At 61.0% G+C, this 26,336-nt stretch carries 24 protein-coding genes and 2 pseudogenes; 8 read left to right on the top strand and 18 right to left on the bottom strand.

Features of this window, described 5'->3' with window-relative positions; translation table 11 throughout:
• Window positions 1-41 precede the first annotated feature (41 nt).
• Entirely contained in the window at window positions 42-935 is an 894-nt protein-coding gene (locus LB556_RS26030) for a LysR substrate-binding domain-containing protein (protein ID WP_224570444.1), read from the top strand.
• A 41-nt stretch (window positions 936-976) separates the two neighbouring features.
• On the opposite strand, the gene LB556_RS26035 is transcribed toward LB556_RS26030, so the two are convergent.
• The 4 genes from LB556_RS26035 to LB556_RS26050 are packed head-to-tail and all read right to left on the bottom strand — an operon-like array spanning window position 977 to window position 5,218.
• Window positions 977-1,786, bottom strand: a complete 810-nt coding sequence (locus LB556_RS26035) for an ABC transporter permease (protein ID WP_224570445.1) — start codon at window positions 1,784-1,786, stop codon at window positions 977-979.
• 4 nt (window positions 1,787-1,790) lie between these two features.
• Window positions 1,791-3,023 carry an ABC transporter permease gene (locus tag LB556_RS26040; protein ID WP_224570446.1) on the bottom strand — a complete coding sequence of 411 codons (1,233 nt, stop codon included), beginning with the start codon at window positions 3,021-3,023 and terminating at the stop codon, window positions 1,791-1,793.
• A gap of 3 nt (window positions 3,024-3,026) precedes the next feature.
• On the bottom strand, window positions 3,027-4,148 hold the full coding sequence (locus tag LB556_RS26045; RefSeq protein WP_224570447.1) for an ABC transporter ATP-binding protein: 1,122 nt from the start codon (window positions 4,146-4,148) through the stop codon (window positions 3,027-3,029).
• Between the two features lie 26 nt (window positions 4,149-4,174).
• Window positions 4,175-5,218, bottom strand: a complete 1,044-nt coding sequence (locus LB556_RS26050) for an ABC transporter substrate-binding protein (protein ID WP_224570448.1) — start codon at window positions 5,216-5,218, stop codon at window positions 4,175-4,177.
• A gap of 718 nt (window positions 5,219-5,936) precedes the next feature.
• Between LB556_RS26050 and LB556_RS26055 the strand changes: the two are divergent.
• Window positions 5,937-6,331 (top strand): annotated as a pseudogene (locus LB556_RS26055) (aldehyde dehydrogenase family protein); the annotation flags it as partial.
• A gap of 54 nt (window positions 6,332-6,385) precedes the next feature.
• On the opposite strand, the gene LB556_RS26060 reads toward LB556_RS26055, so the two are convergent.
• From LB556_RS26060 to LB556_RS26090, 7 genes are all read right to left on the bottom strand, one after another.
• Window positions 6,386-7,057, bottom strand: coding sequence for an IS6 family transposase (locus LB556_RS26060; RefSeq protein ID WP_224570449.1), 672 nt, complete (start codon window positions 7,055-7,057; stop codon window positions 6,386-6,388).
• Between the two features lie 133 nt (window positions 7,058-7,190).
• Window positions 7,191-8,594, bottom strand: coding sequence for a dihydropyrimidinase (hydA, locus tag LB556_RS26065; RefSeq protein ID WP_224570450.1), 1,404 nt, complete (start codon window positions 8,592-8,594; stop codon window positions 7,191-7,193).
• 15 nt (window positions 8,595-8,609) lie between these two features.
• Complete coding sequence (locus LB556_RS26070) at window positions 8,610-9,026, bottom strand: DUF3830 family protein (RefSeq protein ID WP_224570451.1); 417 nt, start codon at window positions 9,024-9,026, stop codon at window positions 8,610-8,612.
• 145 nt (window positions 9,027-9,171) lie between these two features.
• A complete protein-coding gene (locus LB556_RS26075) occupies window positions 9,172-10,398 on the bottom strand; it encodes a sugar ABC transporter substrate-binding protein (protein ID WP_224570452.1) in 1,227 nt (408 codons plus the stop codon).
• A gap of 35 nt (window positions 10,399-10,433) precedes the next feature.
• Window positions 10,434-11,441, bottom strand: coding sequence for an ABC transporter permease (locus LB556_RS26080; RefSeq protein WP_224570453.1), 1,008 nt, complete (start codon window positions 11,439-11,441; stop codon window positions 10,434-10,436).
• Entirely contained in the window at window positions 11,438-12,409 is a 972-nt protein-coding gene (locus LB556_RS26085; protein ID WP_224570454.1) for an ABC transporter permease, read from the bottom strand. The genes LB556_RS26080 and LB556_RS26085 overlap by 4 nt, the downstream gene beginning before the upstream one ends.
• Entirely contained in the window at window positions 12,406-13,944 is a 1,539-nt protein-coding gene (locus LB556_RS26090; protein WP_224570455.1) for a sugar ABC transporter ATP-binding protein, read from the bottom strand. The genes LB556_RS26085 and LB556_RS26090 overlap by 4 nt, the downstream gene beginning before the upstream one ends.
• 612 nt (window positions 13,945-14,556) lie before the next feature.
• Here LB556_RS26090 and LB556_RS26095 point away from each other — a divergent pair.
• From LB556_RS26095 to LB556_RS26120, 6 genes are all read left to right on the top strand, one after another.
• Window positions 14,557-15,291 (top strand): GntR family transcriptional regulator, encoded by a 735-nt coding sequence (locus LB556_RS26095; RefSeq protein ID WP_224570456.1) that lies wholly within the window; start codon window positions 14,557-14,559, stop codon window positions 15,289-15,291.
• Window positions 15,288-15,587, top strand: a complete 300-nt coding sequence (locus LB556_RS26100; RefSeq protein ID WP_224570457.1) for a hypothetical protein — start codon at window positions 15,288-15,290, stop codon at window positions 15,585-15,587. The genes LB556_RS26095 and LB556_RS26100 overlap by 4 nt, the downstream gene beginning before the upstream one ends.
• Window positions 15,588-16,101: 514 nt before the next feature.
• A complete protein-coding gene (locus LB556_RS26105) occupies window positions 16,102-16,824 on the top strand; it encodes a haloacid dehalogenase type II (RefSeq protein WP_318011324.1) in 723 nt (240 codons plus the stop codon).
• Between the two features lie 257 nt (window positions 16,825-17,081).
• Window positions 17,082-18,188 carry an IS5 family transposase gene (locus LB556_RS26110; RefSeq protein WP_224570458.1) on the top strand — a complete coding sequence of 369 codons (1,107 nt, stop codon included), beginning with the start codon at window positions 17,082-17,084 and terminating at the stop codon, window positions 18,186-18,188.
• Between the two features lie 59 nt (window positions 18,189-18,247).
• A complete protein-coding gene (locus tag LB556_RS26115; RefSeq protein ID WP_224570459.1) occupies window positions 18,248-18,511 on the top strand; it encodes a hypothetical protein in 264 nt (87 codons plus the stop codon).
• A 346-nt stretch (window positions 18,512-18,857) separates the two neighbouring features.
• Window positions 18,858-19,547, top strand: a complete 690-nt coding sequence (locus tag LB556_RS26120) for an IS630 family transposase (RefSeq protein ID WP_224570460.1) — start codon at window positions 18,858-18,860, stop codon at window positions 19,545-19,547.
• A 458-nt stretch (window positions 19,548-20,005) separates the two neighbouring features.
• Here LB556_RS26120 and LB556_RS26125 read toward each other — a convergent pair whose 3' ends face one another.
• The 7 genes and pseudogenes from LB556_RS26125 to LB556_RS26155 form a co-directional block, all read right to left on the bottom strand.
• Complete coding sequence (locus tag LB556_RS26125) at window positions 20,006-21,100, bottom strand: CobW family GTP-binding protein (RefSeq protein ID WP_224570461.1); 1,095 nt, start codon at window positions 21,098-21,100, stop codon at window positions 20,006-20,008.
• A complete protein-coding gene (locus tag LB556_RS26130) occupies window positions 21,093-21,425 on the bottom strand; it encodes a hypothetical protein (protein WP_224570502.1) in 333 nt (110 codons plus the stop codon). Before LB556_RS26130 ends, LB556_RS26125 begins: the two co-directional genes overlap by 8 nt.
• A 264-nt stretch (window positions 21,426-21,689) precedes the next feature.
• Window positions 21,690-22,589 (bottom strand): annotated as a pseudogene (locus LB556_RS26135) (polysaccharide deacetylase family protein).
• Window positions 22,590-22,630: 41 nt separating this feature from the next.
• Window positions 22,631-23,392 (bottom strand): FadR/GntR family transcriptional regulator, encoded by a 762-nt coding sequence (locus LB556_RS26140; RefSeq protein WP_224570462.1) that lies wholly within the window; start codon window positions 23,390-23,392, stop codon window positions 22,631-22,633.
• Between the two features lie 85 nt (window positions 23,393-23,477).
• Complete coding sequence (locus LB556_RS26145) at window positions 23,478-24,227, bottom strand: SDR family NAD(P)-dependent oxidoreductase (RefSeq protein ID WP_224570463.1); 750 nt, start codon at window positions 24,225-24,227, stop codon at window positions 23,478-23,480.
• Window positions 24,228-24,258: 31 nt separating this feature from the next.
• Entirely contained in the window at window positions 24,259-25,314 is a 1,056-nt protein-coding gene (locus LB556_RS26150; RefSeq protein ID WP_224570464.1) for an ABC transporter ATP-binding protein, read from the bottom strand.
• Window positions 25,311-26,333 (bottom strand): ABC transporter ATP-binding protein, encoded by a 1,023-nt coding sequence (locus LB556_RS26155; protein ID WP_224570465.1) that lies wholly within the window; start codon window positions 26,331-26,333, stop codon window positions 25,311-25,313. The genes LB556_RS26150 and LB556_RS26155 overlap by 4 nt, the downstream gene beginning before the upstream one ends.
• Between the last annotated feature and the right edge of the window lie 3 nt (window positions 26,334-26,336).

Raw genomic sequence — 26,336 nt, forward strand, 5'->3', positions numbered from 1 at the left:
TTTGGAACCGCGTGATCTAATCGGCCAATGAGGAGCTAACCATGCGCAGCATCCCGACCGACCTCCTCCGCGCCTTTGTCACCGTCATCGACCTGCGCGGCTATACGCGTGCGGGAGAAAAGTTGGGCCGTACGCAGCCCGCGATCAGCTTGCAGATGAAACGGCTTCAAGAGCTGCTTGGCGTCTCCCTCTTCGCCAAGGAAGGCGGCGCGCAGATCACCGAACAGGGCGAAATCGTCGCCGGCTACGCGCGGCAAATCCTGGCGCTCAACGACGACATGATGCTGAAGCTCTCGAAGCGTGACAGCAAGGGCCGGCTGCGGCTCGGCATTCCAAACGACTACGCCGATCATTTCCTGCCCAAGCTGATGGCGAGCCTCGCGCGCGACGGCGGTGACCTCACCTTCGACGTCGTCTGCGATCTGTCGCACAATTTGCTGCAGGGCTTGCGCAACGGCGTCTTCGACATCGTCGTGGCGATGACGCCGGACGGGCCTTCCGAAGGCGCGTTCATGACCTGGAAGGAGACGCTGGCCTGGGTCTGCGGAGCGCAGTCCCCGGATCCAGCGGCGGATGCCGGGGGACAAAGCGAACTGCGCATCGTCTGCTACCCCGAGGGGTGCCTCTATCGACGCAACATGCTGACCGCGCTGCAACGCGACGGCCGCAATTTCGAAATCGTCTACACGAGCCCAAGTCTCGCCGGCCTGGAGGCGGCCGTGGGTGCCGACTTCGGCGTGACGGTCCTGGCGCGCCGAATCATCCCGGCAAAACTCAGGATCGTCGAACCGTCGAGCCATCTGCCGCGGCTCGCGGATGTCGTGGTCGGCATCTATGTCAGCCCCGACCGCAAGCGGTCCTCGGTGGCGCAGAGTTTCGCCGCTCGCTTCGCCGATATGTTCGTCGCCGGTGAGGCGGCCACCAGGATCGGTTGAGAGCCGCCTTCGGCTCCTTGCCCGAAACCGTGGTGGACAGGCTATTTCACGCGGCGCGGGGTCAGCAGCGCCAGCATGGCGAACAGGACGATCGACAACGCAAGCAGCAGCGTCGCGGCGGCCATGATGGTTGGATTGATCTGGTCGCGGATGCCGGAGAACATCTGCACTGGAAGCGTGCGCTGTTCGGCCGCCGTCATGAACAGGGCGACGACGACCTCGTCGAAAGAGGTGGCAAAGGCGAAGATCGCACCTGAAATGACCCCCGGCATGATGTTCGGCAGCGTAACGCGAAAGAACGCCGACGACGGGGACGCGCCGAGGCTCAATGCCGCCCGGGTCAGGTTGGTGTCGTAGGTGGAAAGCGTCGCCGTCACGGTGATGACCACGAAGGGCGTCGCCAGCGCGGTATGCGCCAGGACGAGTCCCGTGCGCGTGTTTGTCAGGCCGAACTGGCCGAAGAAGAGATAGCTGCCGACAGCCACGATGACGATCGGTACGATCATCGGCGAGATCAGCAACGCCATGATCAGCCGCCGCGCCGGAAAATTGGGGCGTGAGATGCCGAGTGCCGCCAACGTGCCGAGCGTGGTGGCCAAGATCGTTGTCATCACCGCCGCGACGGCACTGTTGAAGATGGCGTTCATCCAGCGCGCATTGCCAAAGAAATCGGCGTACCAGCGCAGGGAATACTCCTTCACGGGCAAGGTGAAGAACGGGTCCTTGGAGAAGGACAGCGGCACGATGATGAACAGCGGTGCAACCAAGAACAGGAGCACGGCGATGACGAACGCCATCACCAGCGTGCGCATCAGGCGTTCGGACGGCGTCGCGTAAGAAGGCAGCCACATGGCGTCACCCCAGCTTGATCTTGTCGGCGCCAACAAGGCGCAGGAACAACAGGTAGATGGCAAGCGTCACGACAAGCAGGACCACACCGAGGGCGGCGGCCAGGCCCCAGTTGAGATCGCGGTTGATGTAAACCGAGATGAAGTTGGACACCATCTGGTCGCGCGGCCCACCGACAAGCGCCGGCGTGATGTAGTAGCCAAGAGACAGGATGAAGGTCATCAGGCATCCGGCGACGACGCCGGGCAGCGTCTGCGGCGCGTAGATGCGCCAGAAGGCCGAGGATGGTGGGGCCCCCAGCGAGCGAGCCGCCCTGAGCTGCGTGGCGGGGATGGAGCGCATGACGCTGTAGATTGGCAGGATGGTGAAGGGCAACTGGATGTGCGTCATCGCGATGACGGTTCCGGCACGCGTGAAGATGAGCTGCAGCCGGTCGCTTGTCAGATGCAGGGCCATCAGCACGTCGTTGATGACGCCATCCGACTGCAGCAACACGACCCATGCGGTGGTGCGCACGAGCAGCGACGTCCACAAGGGAAGAAGCACCATCAACATCATGATGCCGGCGATTGCCTTGGGCGCGATGGTCAGCACATAGGCGACAGGATAGCCAAGGATAAGGGTGAACAGCGTGACCAGTCCTGCGACGAACAACGTCCGCGCCAGCACGTCGAGGAAGATCGCCTGATCGCCCTGGACGCGTTCGACCGACCCGTTGGGGGCCTGCTGGAGGTCGAGCGCGGTCAGCAGATAGTAAGGGGTGAGAGAAGTACCGTTGCGCTTGATGATCGCCCAACTTTCCGGCGAGCCCCAATCCTTGTTCAGCTCGAGGAACTTCTGCTTGTACGGACCCGTATCCAGCCTCTCGACCATCCGCGCCGCCGCCAGCACGCGGCTGCGCATGCCGGAAATTTCGTAGTTCAGACGCTTGCCGAGCAAGGCGGCCGTGCTGTTGTCCTTGGCGACCTTCAAGTCAGCGGCGAGCGCGGCGTAGACAGGCTCGTCCGGCACTGAAACGCCATCCCAGGTTTCAAGCGCGCCCAACGTGCGCGGCAGCACCTGGCGTGTCTCGGGATTGCCGACCGCCGTGACCAGTAGGTAGAGGATTGGAGCGACAAAGGCGACCACCAGGAAGACGATCAGCGGCAGGGCCAGCGAAAGTGCTGCCCGCCGGGCGGGTTTCTCGGCCCGACGAACCGCCATGAAGACGTTGATCCGGTCCATATCCGCGACGGCCATGGCTCACACCTCCAGCAGGCGGCATTCGGAAATCCCGCATTCGAGGACGACATCCGCGCCCGATGCGAAATGCCGTGCCTGCCGCGCCGGGATGCGCGCGGTGACAAGCTGGCCGCCAAAGGCCTCGATCGACAGCCGCATATGGTCGCCGAGGAAGAAGACGTCGCGGGCCTTGCCGATGAAACGGTTGAGATCGGCACGGACACCCTCGCCCGCCAGTGAAATATTCTCCGGCCGTATGGATATGCTCATGTCCGTACCGGTGCCGGACACATTGGTGCCAGCGGCCTTCAACGTCGTGCCGTCGGCCATGCGCACGACAGCCAGGCCCCCTTCACGTGCGAGCAAGGTGCATGACAGCGAGTTGTTCTCGCCAATGAAGGAAGCAACGAAGCGGTTGGCCGGCTCGTTGTAGAGCGTTGCCGGATCCGCGAGTTGCTGGATCCGCCCGTCATGGAACACCGCGATGCGGTCCGACATGGTCAACGCTTCGGACTGGTCATGGGTAACGTAGACCATAGTGATGCCGAGTGAGGTCTGGAGCTGCTTGATCTCGATCTGCATGCGCTCGCGAAGCTGCTTGTCAAGCGCACCGAGCGGCTCATCCATCAGCACCAGCGACGGCTCGAACACCAGTGCGCGGGCCAACGCGACGCGCTGCTGCTGGCCGCCGGAAAGTTGTGCCGGGCGTCGATCACCCAGCGCTTCAAGATTAACGCGGCCAAGCGCCTGGCGCACCCTTTCCCTGGCGGCAATTCCGGTGATGCCGCGATAGCGCAGCGGAAACGCGACATTCTCCGCCACCGTCATGTGCGGAAACAGCGCATAGTTCTGGAACACGAAGCCGATGTTGCGCGTTTCCGGCGGCAGCCGTTCGACCGGCCTGTTGTCGAGCAGGATATGACCGAGCGTCGGCTGCTCGAAGCCACCGAGCATCATCAACGTGGTGGTCTTGCCGGAGCCCGAAGGCCCCAGCATGGTCAGGAACTCGCCGCGAGAGACGGTAAGGTTCAGGTCCTTAACGACGAAGTTGATGCCGTCATAAGACTTCTTCACATCCTCGAACCGAACGAGGGCATCGACTGGATTGTCCGTTGCAGGCGATATTCGCTTGGAAAAATTCATCGATGCTTCCCTCCCGGACGCCCGCGCTATTGTGCGAGCCAGGTTGTGAACCGCTTGCGGATTTCATCTCCGTTGTCAGCCCAGAACCCATTGTCCAGCGTCAGCGAGACGGTCAGGTTTTGCGGGCTGGTCGGCAAGTTCTTGGAGTCTTCGGGCGCTACGAATTGGGAAGCGGATTTCCGCACCGGTCCGTAAGGGATGTACTTGGTGATGCCCGCCAGGATTTTGGGATCAGCTGCGTATTTGATAAAGGCCAGTGAGCCTTCCGCATTCTTGGCGCCCTTCGGAATCACCCAGTAGTTGGAATCGAGGATCTGGTTGTCCCAGACGATGCGGAAGTCCTTGCCCTCTTTGTTGGCGTTGTAGATGCGGCCATTCCAGGCAGTTGTCATCGTCACCTCGCCCGAGGCAAGCAGCTGCGGCGCCTGTGCGCCTGCTTCCCACCACACGATGCTGTCCTTGATGGTATCGAGCTTGGCGAAGGCACGGTCTACACCCGCGGGAGTCGAAAGCGTCTCATAGACTTGGTCCGGAGGCACTCCGTCAGCAAGCAACGCGAATTCGAGATTGGTTGCGGGGTTCTTCCAGAGGCCTCGCTTGCCCGGGTATTTCTTCGTGTCGAACAGATCTTTGATCGTCTTCGGGCCGTCGGCAAGTTTGGCGCCGTCATAGGCAAGCGTCGTCGCATAGACAATGGTGCCGACACCACAATCGGACGTCGTGCCTTCGATCCAATCCTCTTTCGGGCCGATCGTCGACCAGTCGATCTTTTCGAAAATACCTTCGTCGCAGCCTTGCAACAGCGTCGGCGCGTCGACGTCGACGACGTCTATGGTGGTGTTTCCGGATTCGATCATCGCCTTGATCTTGGCGATTTCCCCGCCGTATTCCTGTTCGTCAATCTTGATGCCTGTGCTGGCTGTGTAGGTTTCGAATACCGCCTTGCGCTGCGCTTCCTGATAAGCGCCGCCGAAACTCATGACCGAGAGCGCGTCCTGCGCCATCACCGTTGTCGAAAAAAGCATGCCGATCGAGAAAATTAACGTCGGTCCGATTGATTTGATCCCCATGTCCGTCACTCCGTTGTGAGTTGAACCAGACCTCGGCTCATTATTTTTTCCGCCTTGGCCAGTCGCACAACGCTAGTTTCGCAAGTTGGCGCCGGCAAATAAGTACATGACATGACTCCATCAGATCCCGTTATCTTGGCCTTCGTGAAACGACGATCCATCATAAACTTATGCGGCATCTGATTGGGATCAGCGTATCAAGGGCCGCCACCGCTGCCGCTCGGAGGACCGGAATGTCCCGCTATAACGGGCCGAGGGTCACGGTCGATTGTTGTGTCATCTCTCCGCCTACAAGCCAATATATGCTCGGTGTGCCCCGACTAGATCCGGCCGTCGGTTTGATATGCCCTTCACCCACTTTTCTCCTTCACGAATTTTCTCACGAAGCCCGCTGCGAGCATTTGATGGCGTCCATATCCCGGCATGGACTACGCCAGGTCTGTGAGGATCAGTTATCGCCGATGCCATCGCAAGGAGCGCGACCAAACGGATTTGGAGACCGTTGCCCCTGTCCGATTTAAGTGATCGCAGCGATATGCTCATCGGCTCAGTCTGCTGCTTTTTCTTCGTGCTGAGGAACATTGACGGTGGCTCTACCCGCCGTCCGTCAAGGATCTATGGGGAAAGCCGGACGTGCGGGATAGACATCCACACCCTTACCAATAGACACACTCGCCGCGTTGAGAAGGAAGCCGATTTTGCCCCTCTGTGCCTGCCGATGATCCGCCACCTGAAATCCCCCGACCTGTTCAGCACCATCGACCGAGTGCCGGCCCTCGGCACCCCGGTCAACACGCGAACGTTTGAGCTCTTCAATCCATCGACCGGGGAGCTGCTGGCGCAACTGCCTGACATGGGCGTCGAGGAGACGCCGCGGCAATTGAGAGAGCCTATGTGGCACAAACTGAATGGGCAGCCCTGACTGCAAGAGAGCGAAGCGACATGCTCTGGAGATGGCACCAGCTTATTGTCGATCACACTGATGATCTTGCAGCCATCCTCACCGCTGAGATGGGCAAACCGTTTTCCGAAGCGAAGTCAGAGGTGACGCATGCAGCTGCGTATCTTCAGTGGTACGCTGAAGAGGCCAATCGCATCTATGGGGAGACGATTGGTTCCGTTGCAAATTTCCGCCCAGCCATAGAGACTGCGGGGCGGCGACAGCCCTCACGCGGCAGCGATGATTTCAAACTGCTCGGCGATGGACGGATCAGGATTGTAGGCGTACCTCGCCTGTCGTTTTCGCACCATGTGGATCATTTCGATGCCGCCGAGCGTGGCGACCGCGCTTGCGAATGACTTGAAACCGACCATGGACCGCACACGGCGCTTGATGCGCCGATGATCCTGCTCGATGCGATTGTTGAGGTATTGGCTCTGGCGGATGCGGATGGGCGCCGGCCTGCGCCGTGAGCGATGCTGCAATCGGTTTGTCGCATCATAGGAGACGATGGCCTCCCGAGTGGTCTGGCTGCCGTCGATGACGATGCGATCGGGTCGACCATGGCGCGCAAGAGCTTTCCGGAAGAAGCGCCTGGCCGCCGGCAGGTCGCGGTGTTCGCTGAACCAGAACTCGACAGTGTCGCCGACACTGTCGATGGCGCGATAGAGATACATCCATCGTCCGCGGACCTTGATGTAGGTTTCGTCCGCATGCCATTTGCGGGTCACGGCGCGCTTGCGCTGATTAAAGCGCTTAAGCAGCAAGGGCGAGAAGTGAACGACCCAGCGATGGATCGTGGAATGGTCGAGGCTGATACCGCGCTCAGCTATCATTTCCTTCAAGTCGCGCAGGCTCAAGCCGTACGCCAGATACCAGCGGACGCAGAGCAGGATCACCGATTGGTCGGCGGCCCTTGAACATCTGAACTCTCCCGCGAGACACCGGAGACAATTGCCACAACGTCCGTAACTGAAAAGTTTGCAACAGAGCCAGTCCAAGCTCTCCTGGAATCACTTCGCCACAGGAAAGTCAGTAGGTCTTGAGCCTGGGCAGCGTCCTCTTTAGTTGCGCACCGTCTTTGCGTTCCGACACGACACCCTCCACCACGATGGTGCGCCCTTTCATGATGGTGCGGACGGGCCAGCCGATCACTTCCATGCCTTCGTAAGGCGTGTAATCGCAGCCGTCCTGTAGCAGGTCGTGTGTTATGGTGACCTTCTTCTTGTCGTCCCAAAGTACTAGGTCGGCGTCGCTTCCGACTGCGATCGTTCCTTTTTGCGGGTAAAGCCCGTAGCGCTTGGCATGGTTGGTCGAGGTCAGCGCCACGAAGCGGTTCAGGCTTATCCGGCCCTTGCCCACGCCTTCGGAGAACAGGATCGGCATGCGTGTCGCGATCCCGGGTATTCCATTGGGAACGTAGCGAAAGCTCGTCTTGCCCTTGGCGTTGCTCTTGCCGGCTTCGTCCTCGTAGCGGAAGGGGCAATGATCGGACGAGAAGACTTCGAACACGCCCTGCTGCAGCCCCTCCCAACAGGCAAGCTGGCTGTCGATGTCGCGGGGTGGCGGACTGCAGACATATTTCGCGCCTTCCATGCCCTCGCGATCCATATCGTTCTCGGTCAGCACCAGATATTGCGGGCAGGTCTCGCCATAGATCGCCAATCGGCGCTGCTGCGCCCGGCGTATCTCCTCCATCGCCTGCCGGTTGGAGACATGGACGATCATGATGTCCGTATCGACGAGCTCGGCCAGGCTGATGGCGCGATGCGTGGCCTCGCGCTCGACCACGACGGGCCGCGATGGGCCATGGAAGAAGGGCGCGGTGTTTCCCTGCTGCTCAAGTTGGTCGGTCAGGAACTTGATCGTGTCATAGCCCTCGGCATGAACCATGACGAGCGCGCCATGCCGGCGCGCGACGGCCAGCACTTCGAGGATGTCGCGGTCACGCAGCACTAGGTCGTCATAGGTCATGAATATCTTGATCGAGGTGTATCCCTCCTCGATCAGCGCCGGCAGTTCCTGCCCCAGCACCTGCGGCGTCGGATCGCTGACGATCAGATGGAAGGCGACGTCGACATGACAATTGCCTTCGGCCTTGCGCTCATATTCGGTGATCGCCTCGCGCAGTGTCTGCCCCTTGGTCTGCAGGCAAAACGGCAACACGGTCGTGTTGCCACCGACGGCGGCCGACCGGGTGCCGGTCTCGAAATTGTCCGCCATCACGATGCCGGGACTTCCCGGCTGGTCGAGATGCACGTGGCTGTCAATCCCGCCCGGCATGACCAGCAGGCCGGACGCGTCGATGATTTCCGGCGCGTCGTCCAGGTTCCTGGCAAGGACGGAAATACGGCCGTTCTCTATTCCGATGTCGGACCGGAACCGGTCAGTTGCGGTAACGACGGTTCCGCCCTTTATGATCGTATCCAATGGCATTTCGAGACGTCCCGGTTAATCGGCTACAGAGAACTCGACGTTCTGCGCACCGTGCCAAAGAACCGTCTTGCCCAGTTCGGCCAAATTCTCCTGGCCTTCGGTGATCGTCAGGAAATGATTTCCGGCAAGCTGGCCCATCTTGCTGGCGAAATTCACGCCGCCATAGGCCAGCAGGATCTCGGTCTCGCTGAAGCCGCCTGGATAGAGGATGAACTGACCGGGCGCCGGATAGCTGGTCGCGTTTTCGAAGCTGACTCCGAAATCCGTCTCACCCAGGGGAATCCAGCAGCCTTCGCCGCTCCAACGGACATGGATGATGCGCTCCTTGTAGGGCAGGAGAGAGCGGAAAAGCGCGCAGGTCTTCGGTGCAAGCTTTTCTTCCAGCCTTGCCTTGAAGCTGAAGTCGCCTGCCTTGATGTTTATCCTCGTCACTTGTTGCTTCTCCGTATTTTCAAAGTCTGCACGGCGTTCATCCTGCCGCGTCGAGGAATTGCGATGACCAACCTTGCAGATGGCCCGGCATCGGATCTTAGCCGGATCCGATGCCCAAGATGTTCATGTCCCGTTGTCGCGAGGCTTAGTTCGGCACCGGGATGGGCTTCACGAGGTTGGGCTCGAGCCAGTCGGCCGGCGGCGTGCAGTCGGTGCAGTTGACGCCCGGCAGCGTGTCGGCATATTTCACCGGGGGCAATTCCTCAATCTTCGCGCCAGCCTTCGGGTTGCCGGTCTGCACAGCATCGATGCTCAGTTCCGGCAGCAGCTTGCCGTCGAGCGCTGTGTCGAGGAACAACGCCGACACCTTGTCGGCCGGGAAGGTGTTGCAGCCGTTGACAAAGGCGTCGCCGGGGCAAACCTTGACGTCCTTCGGCTCGACCCAAGGCAGCGGGAACTCGACATTCTGCTGGTCCAGCTTCTTCTTGCCCGTCACCACTTCCATCATCAGCTTGAAGGCATAGCCGCCGACCGAGGGACCGGAGCTCGAGGAAACGCCCTTGAGTCCCTTCGCCTGCATGGCGGGATCGGCAATGGCCAGGCGATAGCCGTTGTTGGATTGCCCCGCCATTGTCACCAAACGGTCCGGACGGCCGTTCATCACGGCCTGCAGCGATCCGTAGCTGCCGTCCACGCTCCAGATGCCGTCGATATTCGGGTGAGCGGCAAGGATCTTGGCGACTTCCTCCTGGGAGGTCGCGTCGTTCCAGTTGCCATAGAAATCGCCGACAATCTTGATGCTGGGATATTTCTTGAAGACGCCGTATGCCTGCTCATCATAGGTTTTGGTTACGGTCGTGCCGGCAACGCCGTGATTGAATACGACCTCGCCCTTTCCGCCCATCTGATTGACCATCCACTGGGCAGTGTTGGCGCCGTAGCGGGCCGTGATGCTGCTGACATTGTGGGCGCATGGCTGCGTGACGGTGGCGTCGTAGGTGAAGACGGCGATGCCCTTGTCGCAGGCCTGCTTGACAACCCGGTTGAGCGCTGTCGGGGAGAGAGGCATGATAAGGATCGCGTCGGCGCCGGCGGCGATCATGCTCTGCAGGTCGGAAATCTGGCGCTGCACGTCCGTGCCCGAGATGACGGTCTTGAACTCGATCATCTTGTCGTAGGGCGGCGTCGCCGCGAGCGCCTTGATGCCGTTGGCCGCCGCCGCCTGCCATGAATTGCCGCTGTAGCTCATGTTCAGGAACACCTTGTAATGATCCTTGGCATTGGCCTGGCTCAGCGGAACCACGCATAGTGACGAGACCAGCGCGGCCGCGGCCGCCTTGGCTATACGCCGAGATATTCTCTTGCCTTCCATTTGCTCTTCCTCCTTTTTGTGCCGTCGTTGTCCGGTCAGCGCCTCTGCGCGGACCGACTGCTTTGGAGCAGAAGCGCTCCGATGATGATGCCGCCCTGGATGACGCTGCGCAGGCCCTGCGACAGGCTCATGATCGTGATCACGGTCGAAAGCGTGCTCAAGAAAAACGCGCCCGCCAGCGTGCCCAGATAGATGCCGGCTCCGCCGGTGACGCGGGCGCCACCGATCACCACGGCCGCGATGGTCGGCATCAACAGCGCGTTGCCCATGTCCAGCGTCGCGCTCGAGGAGTAGCCGGCGAGCAGGATGCCGGCTATTCCCGCGCACAGCCCGCTGGCCCCATAGACGGCGATGGTCAGCATCGTGGTCGGAAGCCCGAGTACACGCGCGGCGCCGGGACTGCTGCCCATGGCATAGAGCTTGCGGCCTCCGGCGGTGCCGTTCTGGACCAGCGTCGCGAGTACGGCAAAGAGGATCAGGAACCAGACCGGCAGCGGCAGGCCGAGCCAGCTCCCGCTCATGAACTGCTGCAAGGCGGGCGCGACCGCCTGCTGCGAGCTGCCCGCCGTGAGCGCCAGCCCGACGCCGAAGAAGGTCGTGCCCGACGAAAGCGTCATGATGAATGGCGGCAGCTTGGCCACGGCAACGCCGATGCCGTTGATCACGCCGATCGCCGTGCAACAGGCGAGCGCGGTCGGCAGAGCGTAAATCAGCATGTCGTCGCTGCCCCGCGTCATGCCGGCGATGATCATCCCGCCGATGCCCATCACGACGCCGATCGAGAGGTCGATGCCACCCGTCAGGATGACGAGCCCCTGGCCAAACGAAGCCACGACGAGGAAGATCGACGTGATCAGGATGGCGTTGAGCTGGTTGAGCGAGCCGAATTCCGAGTTGACCAGCTTCATGCTGACGATCAGCGCGACGGTGGCCAGCAGCACCAGCGCCGCCGGCCTGGCGTCGGAGCGCAGCCACTGCCGCGCGACAGATTTCTCGAACCCGGCGATATCGTCGACGGCTGTGGTCTGCTTGTTCTGTATCACGCGGGTCTCCTCAGTGCGATCCGTGCCACAAGCGACGAAAGCTGGCCGAAGAAGATCGCGGCAATCATGATCAACCCGTTGAAAATGTTGGTGTAGAATTCAGCGACGCCGATCGCGAACAGCATCTTCTGCATCACCGTCAGGATGCCCACTCCGATGAGCGAGCCGAGCACGCCGCCACGCCCGCCCACGAGCGACGTCCCGCCGATGGCGACGGCGGCGAACATGTAAAGCAGGAAGGAATCGCTTATGCGCGGGTCGCCAGACCCAATCTCGGCGCTGTAGACGAAACCCGCCCCGCCGTAGCAAAGCCCGGCGAGCACGAACGCGATGAACTTGGTCGTAGGAACGTTCAGGCCCGAGAGGCGCGAGGCGACGGGGTCGGCGCCCACGGCATAGACGGCGAGCCCCCACCTGGTGTTCTTCAAGAAGGTCCATGCCAGCGCAAGCGCCACGAACATGATGCCGGCGATCGGGATGCCCAAGAGATCGCCCGTCACGCCGGAGATGATCGCGTCGGCAACCTCGCCGCCGGGCGCCGGCAGGATGATCAGCGCTATGCCCTGGCACACGATCAGCGAGCCGATCGTCACCGCCAGCGACTGCAGCCCGAGCATGGCTATCAGATAGGCGTTGATCGCGCCGACGAGCAGCCCCGCCAGAAGCACGAGGCCAAGGGTTCCCATGCTGCCCGGGGCGCCCATGCTCAGCGTCGCGGCCATGACGTTGCAGATAGCGACGACGCCGGCGCCCGACAGGTCGAATTCACCGGTCAGCACGACGATCGTCAGGCCGGTCGCGGCCAAAGCGAGCACGATCGCGTTGTTCAAGAGATTGCTGATCCCGAAGCTAGTCAGCGCCGACGGCTCGTAAGCGGCATAGATGCCGAGCATCAGGATGAGCAGCAGGATCGCCGGCAAGGCGCCGCCGCCCAATCGCCTGTACCATGGCGAAGCCTGAGCCATCATCGAGCATCCTTCTGGCTGACGGCGGCCAAGCCGGCATCCGGCCGCGGCTTGAAACCCGATGCGATGGACAGAAGCCGATCCTGCGACAGCTCCTCGCGACGCAGGTCGCCGGCGATCGCGTTGCGGTACATGACAAGGCAGCGGTCGCAGAGATGGACCAGTTCATCGAGCTCGGTCGAACAGAACAGCACCGAGCCGCCGTTGCGGACGAAAGCCGCCATCATGGCGTAGATATTCTGCTTGGCTCCGACGTCGACGCCGCGCGTGGGGTCGAACAGAAGCAGGCATTTGGCGCCGCTGATGAGGGCGCGCGCCAGGATCGCCTTCTGCTGGTTGCCGCCCGACAGCGTCCCAATGCCGTAGCCTAGGAAGCGCTCCGACAGATTGACTGACGGCGTGACGACACTGACAGCGCGACGTTCGGCATTGCGGTTCACGAGGCCGAAACGGGTGATGCTGTCGATGACTGGCATCGAAATATTGGCCATCGTCGTCAGGTCGCTGAAAATGCCTTCGGATTTCCTTTCCTCCGGCACCAGCGCGACGCCATGCTTCAGCGCCTCTCGCGGCGAGCGAATGGCAACGTCGACGCCGTCCACCGAGATCGTGCCGGCTTCCACCGGGGACAAACCGATCAGGGCCTTGAACAGGCTCGACTGGCCGTGCCCTTCCAACCCCGCGACGCCAAGGCATTCGCCGGGCGCGAGCTTGAAGCTTACATCCTCGACACCCGGTCCCTTTAGATTGCGCACCTCGAGCCGGGGCGCCCCGCCGACCCGGATGGCGGGCGCCCTGCTGACGAACGTCTCGACAACCGAGCGCCCGGCCATATTAGTGAAGATCTCGTCGTTGGACATGGACTCGACGTCGCTGTCCATGACCTTGCGCCCGTTTCGAAGGATGACGCAGCGGCTGCAGAGGCGGCGAATCTCGTCCAGCTTGTGGCTGATGTAGAGGATCGAAGTCCCCTCTGCGACCGCCTTGTCGATCAGACCGAACAGCCATTCACGATCAGACAGGGCGGCGGTCGGCTCGTCGAGAAGCAGCACGGACGGCCTGCGCTGCAGCGCGCGCACGATCTCGATGCGCTGGCGCATGCCCAAAGGGAGGTCGCCGACCAGGACGGACGGCTTGATATCGCGAACGCCATGCTCTTCAAGAATCTCGACCGCCCGCTGCTCGAGCTTGCGGGTCGGCACTAGACCCAGCCCGTTCCGCTCCGGATGCGGCAGGAATAGGTTCACAACCACGGAGAGCGTCGGAACAAGGCTGAGCTCCTGAAACGCAGTGGATACCCCTCGGCGGTTGCCCTCGACGATCGACCGCGGACGGTAAGGCTCGCCGTTAAGCAGGATCTCGCCGGTATCCGGCCTGATCACCCCGCTTATGCATTTGACGAGGGTCGACTTGCCAGCCCCGTTCTCGCCGAGGAGCCCGCAGACCTGTCCGCGCTCCAACTGAAACGATACGTCCTGAAGGGCGGTCGTCGCCCCATAGCGCTTGCTGATCGCATTTACCTGGAGAGCGGGGGACAAGGTCAAACCCCGCCTTGACGAACAACACGGGCACGAACAGCACAAACGCGTGCGAGACGGTTGCGGCCCGGGACACCGGCACGATCCGACGACCCAAACTCGCGACTGCCAATACCAGGCAGCATGGCGCGATCCATCGCGCTCATCGGCACGCCAGCCATCTTGCACTTCCTCCACAAGCTTCATCGCAGAGCGGACATGGCTGGTCCGCCCGGCTGACGGTTCACGCTTCCTCAAACAGCGAACCGCCGATCTCTATCGTGCCTTGGGCGTGTTATATCCCATATTGTGCACAATGAATTTCTGCATTAGTTTGGCTCTTTGTCAACTCTCAAAGAGGCCTCGATCGAAATCCCTTAGGTGACCTGGGCAGGCCACGAGCACCACGGATGCACGTCCAAGCGGATATCCACGCCGGTGCATCGACCGCGCGTGGAGCACGGTTCACCTTGGTGCGAAACACGCCTATACGGACAACGATTCTGTAGCGCTCCGGAAATCCAAGGGCGTTGCGAGTCTAGCGTAGTGATTCGGCGAAGAGCCTCAAACGGAGAGACCTGAATTCGTGAAGGCTCTTTTTGAGAAACACTCAAGACAGCAAGGTAAGGCACCGTGGAACGCACACTTAGCCGATTTGAAAAGTCACACGGAAGGACAGAAGTAGAGATTCGCAAGCGTATACTTCAGGCGATATTTGAGCAAAGACTGCCTCCGGGCGAGAAAATAACCGAAGAGCAGCTCGCGACTACGTTCGATGTCAGCCGCACGGTCGTGCGCCAGGCCATGGCTCGCCTTGCTCAAGACGGTATCCTGGTGAAATCCCCCAACATCGGATCAACCATCGCGGCGCCAACCAAGAAGGAAGCCCGCGACATCCTTGCCGTGCGCCGCATGGTCGAGCCCGACATCGTCAGGATCCTTGCAAGCGCACCTTCCAGACAGGACCTCATTGTCCGACTGGATCAGCATCTGGCCAGGGAAGACGAAGCCAGGCGCACTAACAGCCGGGGGACGCAGGTCGGGCTGTCCGGTGAATTTCATCTTCTGCTCGCGGAAATGGCAGGGAACCGCATCCTGGTGCGTTTGATGAACCAGCTCCAGGCGCTGACCTGCCTGGCCATCCTTTTGTATGCGGGCCGCGACGAGGCCTGTCCGCCCGAAGAACACAGCCGCATCGTGCGCGCCATCGCGGAGGGAGACCACGCGGCGGCCGAAAAAGAGATGTTGAGCCACCTACGCCATGTCGAACAGGACATGAATCTCGAGCGCGGCGTCGACACCGCAAGCTTTACGGCATCAATCGAGTGGCTGCGGGGACATGCAACGGCCGCAAACGAAAAAGGGTGACTGCCAAGGTGGATTCAGCGTTTGACCACATCGCGCCGATCCGCTTTGACTGTTTGTTGTTACGCGACCCCGAACGGAAAGTCGCCTGGCAAGAATCGCGCTGCGTTTGCCTAAAGGAGAACAACACGTCTCCCATGGTCAAAGCCGCATCGGCGCAAATGGGGCCGAGCGCCAGTGTCCATACCCGCAATGAGACGGTTTGCCGCCTGCTGGCGATGATGCGCGAAGCAAAAGGAAGGGGCGCCGAACTTGTGGTGCTTCCCGAACATACCTCCCGACCTTTCCCCGCAGGGTGATCGAGAACGAGGCCGAACTCGCCAGCTATTACGAGCACGACACGCCGGGACCGGAAACCGCACCGCTTTTCGAGGAGTCCAGAGAACTCGGATCGGCTTGTACGTCAGCTATGCCAAACTGATGACGAAAGCCGCAGGAAGTGGCGCTTCAACACCTCCATCGTCATCGTCGATTGCAATGGCGAGATCATCGGGAAATACCGCAAGGTACATCTGCCCCGGTCATGGCGAGCCTCAGCCAGAGCGAGCCATCAACATCTGGAGAAACGTTATTTCGAGCCCCGCAATCTGCGCTTTGGTGTCTGACGGGCTTCGGCAGAGTGGTCGGCATGTGCATCCGCAACCATCGCCTCTGGCCCGCATCCTATCGTGTCATGGGTCTCTAAGGCGTGGAACTGATCATGCTGGGGTACGATACTCAAGGAACCCATTGCCAGTAAATGGACTATTAGACTGCACAGTTTGGGCGTTGCTGTCGGTGAGAGCCGAAAGTTGAACAAGGAGGTGCTTCGTTATGACAATGGATGGTGTGCGCGCTCTGGTTTTCGACGTCTTCGGCACTGTTGTCGACTGGCGCAGCGGTGTGGCCCGCGACGCTGAAACGTTCTTGAAGCGGCATGGTGCAGGATCGGTCAGTCCGACAGCTTTCGCTGATGCTTGGCGTCGCCGATACTCCCCAGCGATGGAGGAGATACGAAATGGCCGGCGGCCCTTTGAACGGTTAGACGTGCTGCATCGGGAGAATCTGGAAGCCGTTCTGCCAGAATTCGGGATCGCCCCGGCTTCGGTGCCAGCTGCGGAGCTGGACGAACTGAGCCGAGCTTGGCACCGATTGGACCCCTGGCCGGACGCGGTGGCCGGCCTCACACGGCTGAAGGCGCGCTATATCATCGCGCCGCTCTCGAACGGCAACATCGCTCTGATGCTCAATATGGCAAAGCGTAGCGGCATTCCGTGGGACGCGATCCTCGGTGCCGAGGTCGTGAAAGCGTACAAGCCGGCGCCTGAAGCCTATCTTCGCACAGCTGATGTCCTGGCGATGAGGTCGAATGAGATCTGTCTTGTGGCTGCCCATAATGGAGATCTGGCAGCAGCGCGGGCATGCGGACTGCGAACTGCCTTTGTCTTCCGTCCTACCGAGCACGGATCAGGCCAGACGACAGACCTGCACCCTGTCCAGGATTGGGATATGGTGATCGGCGACTTCCTTGAGATGGCTGAACGACTTCAGGTGTAGGGGTCATTAACGATGACCCTTTCGGAAACAGCTTATCGACCTTGGGTCAGGCGGCTTAGACGGCGTTGGCGAGCTTCGTGAGGTTGTGGGGCAATGCACTTTGTCGCCCCATGGCTGCTTACCTTCCTGATGCCTCGCAACAAGAACTGCCTGAACCCATTTGCTGTCTTGATGTGTCCTAGCAGGCTGTTGAAGAAGTGCTAGCACAGCTGTGGGGAGCGTGATTCACTGATCCCAGACTGATTTGGGATTGGTGGATGCGCGGATCGGACGAGCGGACAGGCTCTCTTTTTTCATATGTCGACCTTGAGGCACGTGTGCGGCGGGATCATCCGCTGCGTGCGATCCGAGCGATCGTCAATGCGGCGCTGGTTGAGATGGACGGCGACTTTGCGGTGCTTTATCCGCCAGGGTTCGGCCGCCCGTCGATAGCACCGGAGCGATTGCTACGTGCGATGCTGTTGCAGGCTTTCTACGGCATTCGTTCGGAGCGTCAGTTGATGGAGCGGATGGAGTTCGATCTTCTGTTCCGCTGGTTCGTGGGTCTGGGCGTTGATGATCCGGCCTGGGATCATTCGAGCTTCAGCAAGAACCGAGACCGTTTGCTGGAAGGCGAGATCGCGGCGAAGTTCTTGCGCGCGGTGCTTGCGCAGCCGAAGGTAAAGCGACTGTTGTCATCGGACCATTTCTCGGTGGATGGAACGCTGATCGAAGCCTGGGCCTCGATCAAGAGCTTCCGCCGCAAGGATGGCGGCGACAATGATCCGGACGGTGCTGGCCGCAACGCCGAACGCGGCTTCCACAAGGAGAAGCGCTCCAACGACACGCACCAGAGCACGAGCGACCCGCAGGCGCGGCTCTACAAGAAGGGCGACGGTCAGCCGGCGAGGCTGTGCTACATGGGCCATGCGCTGATGGAGAACCGTCACGGGTTGGCTGTCGACGGCGGCGTCACCCAGGCAACGGGCACGGCCGAGCGGGAGGCCGCGCTCGCCATGGTGGAGCGTCGGCCATCGCGGCGGCGCATCACGCTGGGTGCCGACAAGGCCTATGACGTGCGCGCTTTCATCAAGGACCTGCGCGAGCGCAAGGTCACGCCGCACATCGCCGTCGACGGCCATCTGAGCAAAACTGGCAAGCCTCGTGTGACGGCCATCGATGACCGAACAAAACGCCATCCCGGCTATGATGTCAGCCAGCGCTGCCGCAAGCGGATCGAAGAGGTGTTCGGCTGGATCAAGTCATCCGCCGGCATGGCCAAGGTCAAGCTGCGGGGATGCGCCCGGGTGGGTGCCGCCTTCACCTTGAACCTGGCGGCCTACAACCTGATCCGCCTGCCCAAGCTGCTGGCAGCGCCGGCATGAGCCTCGTGGGGTGCTGGCGGATCGTTGCGATGCCCGACTATGTCGAGGACTATCCCGACATGGTCGAGCCCGCCTACATCCGCTTCGAAGCCAATGGTTCGGGCGAATTCGCTTTCGGCTGCGTCACCGGACAGATCTTCGGTGCCGGCGATGGCAACCACGCCTCCTTCTCCTGGCAAGGCAACGACGAAATGGACGAGGCTCAGGGCGATGGTTGGGCCGAAATCCAACCCGATGGCTCCATCAGCGGACAAATCTGCTTCCATGGCGGCGATGAAGCAGACTTCATCGCTCGCAAGTGGGCTTCTTCAACAGCCTGCTAGAGCGTCGGGCGAATAGGGTGAATCGTTGGGATTCCCTTTTCGACTGAAGTCTGATTCCTATGGATGCGGAGGTGCACCATGGGCAAAGCGGTTTCGCAGGATTTGAGGCTTCGACTTGTTCGCGGCATTGCCGAGGGCAAGTCGCGGCGGGCAGTTGCGGCGCAGTTTGAGGTGGCGCCTTCGACGGCGGTACGCGTTCAGGCACGCTATGCGGCGACTGGTTCCGTCGAACCGGCCCGTCAGGGGCGTCCTGCCGGGTCTGGCAAACTCGGCGCGTATCGTCAGGCCATTGTCGACAAAGTGATGGCCAGGCCGGACATCACGATGCCTGAGCTTGGCGCGTGGCTTGAAGACGAGCACGGCGTTAGGGCGGACCCGTCGAACCTGTCGAAGTTGCTGTGCCGGGAGGGGTTTACGTATAAAAAAAGCCCTGCTGGCGTCGGAGCAAGAACGGCCCGACGTGAGAGCGGCGCGGCGTGAGTGGCGCGACCATCATCAGCCTCTGATGCGCGCCGTGCCGGCGCGGATCGTCTTCATCGACGAAACGAGCGTGAAGACCAACATGACCCCATTGCGCGGGCGCAGCCTGCGCGGCAAGAGGCTCCTCGCCGATGCGCCCTTCGGCAAATGGCATACCCAGACCTTCATCGCCGGCCTGCGTTGCCATGAACTGGTGGCCCCCTGGATCATCGAGGGAGCCATCGACGGGGCGGCGTTCGATGCCTATGTCGAAACCCAGCTCGCACCGGCTCTCGGGCGCGGCGACATCGTTATTCTGGACAATCTCAATGTCCACAAAAGTCCGCGCGCCGCAGAGGCGCTCAAACGGCGCGGCGCCAGGTTCCTCTTCCTGCCCAAATATTCGCCGGACCTCAACCCGATCGAGATGGCCTTCGCAAAGCTCAAAACCCTGTTGCGAAAGGCCAAAGCGCGCACCTACGACGATCTCGTCCGCGCCGTCGGAAGCATCTGCGCCATGTTCGATCCAACCGAATGCTGGAACTATCTCAAACAGGCAGGCTACGTTGCATGTTAATCGCCCGATGCTCTAGCCCTGTTATCCCGTGTAGCCCGGATGATCGGTTCCCCGATTCCGTTTGCTGCCTTCGGTGGGTGTTTGCTCATCCGGTTTCGATGTAAGCGTCGCGAACGATCAAGTACGACACCATCACGTCGGCTGTTACATGCCTACTTTGTTCGAATAGCTTGGGAGAGATTGGCCTCTGAGGGTCCTGCGGAACTCACAGATCACGCTTGCCCAAACGGGTGACAAAGGTGGACCCCCGAGCCCCTCGTTCATGCCGGCCTCGGCGCCTCCTGCATCACCGCACCGATCACTTCGTGACGCACATGTGGGTTCGAAAGCAGACGTCTTCGGCGGCGGCGTGGGCGGTGTTATTTTCAGTCACGGTCGCGCTCTTCGCGGGAATCAGGTGAACGTCACCAGCCTGCCATGACCGCTTTGTCTCGGTAAACTAGCAGAACTCCGGCACACTACCCCTCTCTTCCCGTTTCACAGGAAATCAAGTCGTTCGGAAGGGGGAAGACGCCGATACCATCAGAGCACCTATTTGCCGGGGTTCGACTTCTCAAGGCAAATGCAGCGAACGACCGTTGAACCTGTTTCAGATCAACGCCGTCGACAATGATCACGAGACGCGAGCGACGATCGTTGCTCGGCCATGCCTCCATATGGACCGGGGGATGAACAAGGTGTTGCACGCCATGGATGGCGACGGGACGTTCTTCTCCTGAAATATTCAAGATCCCTTTCACTCGAAGGACGCGTTCGCCGTGCCTGTTAAGCAGCATAGTGAGCCATAGGCCGAACGCGGTCCAATCGACTTCTTCCTCCCACGTCAGGACGCAGGACGCGATCGCCGCCGGATGAGTTTGTCCGTCGGCGTTCAACAAAACAGCCGTTTCTTCGCAAAAGAAACCCGATTGCGATTGCAGCATGCTCCCGCGGGTAGCTAGATCCGGCTCGAAAAGATCCTTGGCACAGAACTGAGATTGAATATTCAAGATCGCCGCATCAGGATTGATGCGGCGCAACCGGTCTGTAAGAAGTTCGATCTGGCTATATTCGGCAAGATCGGTCTTGGTTACGACCAGCCTGTCGGCAATAGCGACCTGACGGTTGCACTCGATGTATCTGTCGAGTTCAGCCGCCCCGTTCACGGCATCCACCGTTGCCACTACATTACCAGATTTGAAATGATGTCTCAGCATTGGGTCAGATTTCAGCGTGGAGAGAACCGGAAATGGATCCGCCAATCCTGTGCTTTCAATCACCACCTGCCTGAACGATATCTGCCGGCGTTCCCGCTTCGAGTGCAGATCGCGAATCGCATCGGCCAATTCGCCGCGCATGGTGCAACACACGCAGCCTGACTGGAGCAGCACCATGGTCTCGTCAATCCGCTCGACGAGATGGTGGTCAAGCCCGACTTCGCCAAACTCATTTATGAGGACGGCTGTGTCCGACAGAGCGGGATCGTCCAGCAGCCGCTTCAGAAGCGTGGTTTTGCCCGAGCCGAGAAATCCTGTCAGCAGATGGACCGGCGTGAACGGCGGTAGCTCAGTCATCGCGGCCGGCTTCTACGCTTGCGATTATATCAGCATTCAGCGGGTCGCAGGTCTTGCCCGAAAGACGCTCGGCGGCCCGCCATAGGTGGCCGAGATCGCTGATGATCTCTGTCTTGCCGGTTCGCGTTGAAATGACGAACGACGTGCCTTGCCAATCCGCCAGCTGCATGTCGAAAGAGGCTAAGATGCGGTTCGCGATCCTAACTCGATTGGCGCGCTCACGGCGCCGATCAACATTTTCGACGTTGCGCGTGTAAACGCCGGGCCGGGCCACAGCATCTGTCCAATGTTCGTTGCTGCCCAGAACGCCGCATAGCGAGCACATGATCTGCCCCTTGGGTTGATGCCTCGGAAACCCATCGATCCCGACACGTTTCAAGCATATCCTCTACAGGTGGTGTCAGGCATGCCAATACCAAGACCCTGCCTGGTTAAATAGGAGTCCTGCGGAAAGAAGGATACGATCGCTGTTCCCAGCAGGAGTGATGGAATGAACCAGACAGCGGAATCATCAGATCCATCCGGTCAGGCAATTCAAACGAACGGCCAGGGACCGCGCGGTCGCTGGCCATGGTGCGGTGAAGCCGGCTCAGGACTTCGGACGTGCTTTGCCGCTGCGCGGGAAACGCTTGCCGAAATCGGCCGCGATCTCTTCCATCTTGACGAACTTCACGCCGTCGAAGCCCTTCATGTGATCGTAGAGCCGCTCGTGCATCTTCAGCACATGCGGCTTGCCCGATACGTCGGGATGGATGGTCAGCGGGAACACGGCGTAGTCGTAATTCTCGTAGACCTAATCAAACTGGTCGCGCCACATCTGCTCGATGTCGCGGGGGTTGACGAAACCGTGGCTGTTCGGCGAAGCCTTGATAAACATCATCGGAGGCAGGTCGTCGAGATACCAGGACGCCGGGATCTCGATCAGGTCCGTCTCATCGCCCTGCGAATAGGGTTTCATCCAAGCGGACGGATGCTTGGAATAGTCGATCTTCGTCCACTGATCACCAACAGTCACATAGTAGGGGTGATGGTCGTTGTGCATAAGGGAGTGGTCGTAAAGCAGGCCCTTTTGCTTCAGCAACTCGTTGGTCTTGGAACCGAACTCCCACCACGGAGCCACGTAGCCGCGCGGCGACTTGCCGGAGAGCGTGGTAATGAGGTCGACGCATTTATTGAAAATGGCCTCTTCCTGTTCCGGCGACATGGCGATGGGGTTCTCATGGCTGTACCCATGCATCCCGATCTCGTGACCGGCATCGGCCACTTGCTTCATCTCGTCCCAGAAGCTTTCGATGGAATGGCCGGGGATAAACCAGGTCGTCTTGATACCCCACTTCTCGAACATGCGCAGCAGGCGAAGACTGCCGACCTTGCCCGCGAAGGCGCCGCGAGAAATGTCGCAAGGGCTATCCTCGCCACCATAGGATCCTAGCCAGCCGGCGACAGCATCAACGTCCACCCCATAGGATACAAATATTTCTTTCGGCATCTCTCTTCCTTTCGTTGCTCATGTCCCCGGCCGAAGGGTATCTATGGCAGTTGCGAGGGTGGAAGACCGGCCCGGCTTCCCGCCATGCTGATGTGCTTGCGCATGTAGTAGTTGGCGCCATCGGGATCGCCCATGGCAATCGCCTCCAGGATGCGGTCATGCTCCTGCACTGCAAACAGCAGATTGCCCCGCCGCTCGGTGGGCAGGCGCTGACTTTCCAGCAGCACGCTCGCAAAAGTCTGGTGCATGTCCACCAGCAGCTTGTTGCGCGAGATACGCATAATGAGGTTGTGGAAATCGAAGTCCGCCTGCGCGTAGGCATTGAGGTCCTTTTCGCGCGCCGCGTTGCGAAAGGCGGCCGTGCATTCCTTCAAGTCGGCGACCTCCTGATTGGTATGGGTCAGGGCCGCGAGCTCGGCCGCGTAGGATTCGACGATGTAGCGGAACTGATAGACCTCGCTCAGCGAATAGCGCGCCGCGAAGCGCCAGGACGGAGTCGCCGGTGCGCCGGAAGGGTCAGCACAGACGAAGCCCCGCCCCCCCTCGCGCGCCACGATCTCGCCGATGGTGGCCAGGATCGACAGAGCCTCACGCAGCGTGGCGCGGCTCACACTGAGGTCACGTGCCAGGTCGCGTTGCGGCGGCAGTGTATCGCCCGGTCGCAAACGGCCGTCGCGGATCATCGACCGCAGGGCGGCCACCGTTGCCTGGGCCACACCAACACTGGCTTCCCGGCGCTCGCGCGGCAGGTCGGCCGACGGTGAAGGCGCGGTTCCATCATCATTGAGATCGAGTTTCATCATGGCTTTGGCTCCAGCGTCAGCAAAAATTGTCGCCACGTAGCTAGAACAAGATACATTTGGATGGAACCATTCAGCCGGCGGTTGATCAGAGCATGACATCGCCGCCGTTCGGATTCATGGTCGCGCCGATGTAGTAAGCCCCCTCCTCCGACGCCAACAGCACGGCCGTGGGAGCGATCTCGTCGACATGGCCGGCGCGGCCGATCGGCAGTTCGCCGAGCTTGCGCTTCTTCCATTCCTCCGGCAGCGCCTTGAAGAGCTCCGTTTCGATGGGGCCGGGACAGATGGCATTCACGGTTATGCCGTCGCGCGCCACCTCGTAGGCGAGCGAACGGGTGAAGCCGATGGCACCTGCCTTGGCGGCCGCATAGTGCGCCATTTCCGGCGCACCCTTGTGACCGAGCTGCGAGGCGATGTTGATGATGCGGCCGAATTTGCGGGAAATCATCGGCTTCAGAACCGCACGCGTGCAAAGAAAGACGCTGCGCAGGTTCACGGCCATCATCTGGTCCCACATGGCGGTGCTCATTTCGGCAACGACGGACGTCGTGTCGATGCCGGCATTGTTGACCAGTATGTCGATCTGGCCGAGCGCCGCCTCCACTTTCTTGACGGCTGCCTCGACCTGCGCCTCGTCGCTGACGTCAGCCGCGACGGCGAAAGTCTTCACTCCAAAAGCCGCAAGTGCTGCGGTGCGTGCTTCGGCAGCATCGAGTTTCAGATCGAGAACGGCGACGTCCGCGCCTTCGCGCGCGAAGGCCGTGGCAATCGCGCCGCCGATGCCGCGTGCACCGCCGGTGACCAGTGCTTTTTTTCCTGTGAGACGTCCTGACATGCTTGCTCTCTCGATTTCGTGGTTGGCTTGACTATTGGAGCGATGGGGCGACGCCAATGGGCCCGGCGCGGCCGAGGATGCGTTCGGCTTCCTTCATGAACACGTTGAAAGTATCGGACGCCGGCACCGAAGCGGCGACATCCTCGTGGCGGAAGCAATGTACCGTGTGCCGTTCGCCGACTGTTTCGGCCGGCGGCATCTCATGGCGGCAGCGGTCGATGACGAACGGGCAACGCGACGCCAGGAAGCACCCCTTCGGCAGGTTGATCGGGCTCGGGATCTCGCCCTTGAGGCTGACACTGCTTTCGATCTTCAAGTGCGGATGGGGCAGCATGACTGACGATAGCAAGCCGCTGGAATAGGGGTGCTGCGGGCGGTTGAAGACCGTCTCGGCGCTGCCCTGCTCCACGATCATGCCTAGATACATCACCGCGACGCGGTGGCTGATGAAGCGCACCGTGGACAGGTCGTGGGAAATGAACAGGTAGGCGGTGTTACGCTCGTTCTGGATGCGCCGCAGGAGGTCGATGATCTCGGCGCGCGCCGTTGGGTCGAGCGCGGAAGTCGGTTCGTCGAGGACGACCAGTTCGGGCTCCGTGACCATCGCACGCGCTATGCCGACACGCTGCTGCTGCCCGGAGGACAGCTCGGAAGGATAGGCGTCCAGCAGATCCGGATTCAACCGCACCAGCCGCAAAGCATCGGCAGTCCGGCGGCGCCTTGTTTCGCGGTCGAGCTTGAGCGGCAAAAGCGGCTCGCTGATCGTATCGCCGATCTTCATGCGCGGGTCCAGTGACTCGTTCGGCTCCTGGAATACGAGCTGAATCTTGCCTGCCAGTTTGGCCTTGTGCTGCTGGCGCTGTGCGAGGTCGGTGCCGCGAAACCGGATGGTTCCGGCGGTCGGCTCGATCAGGCCGACGATGCAGCGGCCGACCGTGGTCTTGCCCGAACCGCTCTCGCCTACAAGCCCGAGGGTCTCGCCGGGCTCGACGGTCAGACTGACGCCGTTGATCGCCTGCACCACCTGCTTTGAGCCGGCAATGGGGAAGCGCTTATAGAGATTGTCTATGGTCAGGACCGCGCTCATGCATGCCTCACGGGGAAATAGCAGCGGACGAAGTGCCCGGGCCCGATCTCGGCGAAAGGCGGCCGCTGCGTGCGGCAAACCGGCTGGGCAATGGGACAGCGATCGGCATATTGACAGCCGGCATTTCTTTCGCGTCGCCTGCCGGTGTCCGGCACACTCCAGCTGTCGCGCAGCTTGGGGCTATGCGAAAAGGCCGCAAGCAGCATCAGCGTGTATGGATGCGCCGGCTCCAGGAAGAGCGGTTCGCGCGGGGCAATCTCGACGATCTCGCCTGAGAAAAGCACGGCGATGCGATCGCAGAAATGCGCGGTGATGCCGACGTCGCGGCTGATGAACAGCATAGCGCTGCCATGGTCGGCCGCAAGCTTGGCAAGCAGTGCCAAGATCTGCGCCTGCACGGTGACGTCGAGGCCGCTGGTCGCGTCATCGGAAATGACGAAAGCGGGGCTGCAAATGAGGGCCATGGCGATCACAACGCGCTGCGCCATGCCGCCGGATAGTTCGTGCGGATAGGCATCCATGCGCCGCTCCGGGTCCGGTATCTGCACCTCGCGGAGGATCTCCAGCGCCATACGGCGCGCCTCTTTGCCTCCGACGCCGAGATGGATTTTCGCCATCGCAGCGATCTGGTCGCCGACCTTGAGCAGAGGGTTGAGTTCGGCGCGCGGATTGGGCACCACGACCGAGAGCCGGTGGCCGCGAAGACGGCGGAGTTCGGATTCGGACAGGCTGAGGATTTGCCGACCCTCGAAATGGACTTCGCCCCCGGCAATGCGGCCCGGCGACGGCGGCAGGCCGAGGATCGAACGGGCCAGCGTTGTCTTGCCCGCGCCGCTCTCGCCAACCAAGCCTACGATCTCGCCCGGCTGAACGGCGAGGTCGATGCCCTTCAGCACCGCCTTCGGCTCGGCGCCACCGGACGGGAATGTCACGCGCAGGTTCCTGATGTCGATCAACGGCGGCTTGTCGCCGCCAACGGAGGCGTTGCGCGTTTTGCTTATGACTTCTGCTGCGCCCAATGA

The organism is Mesorhizobium sp. ES1-4 (assembly GCF_020164745.1).
Lineage (GTDB): Bacteria > Pseudomonadota > Alphaproteobacteria > Rhizobiales > Rhizobiaceae > Mesorhizobium.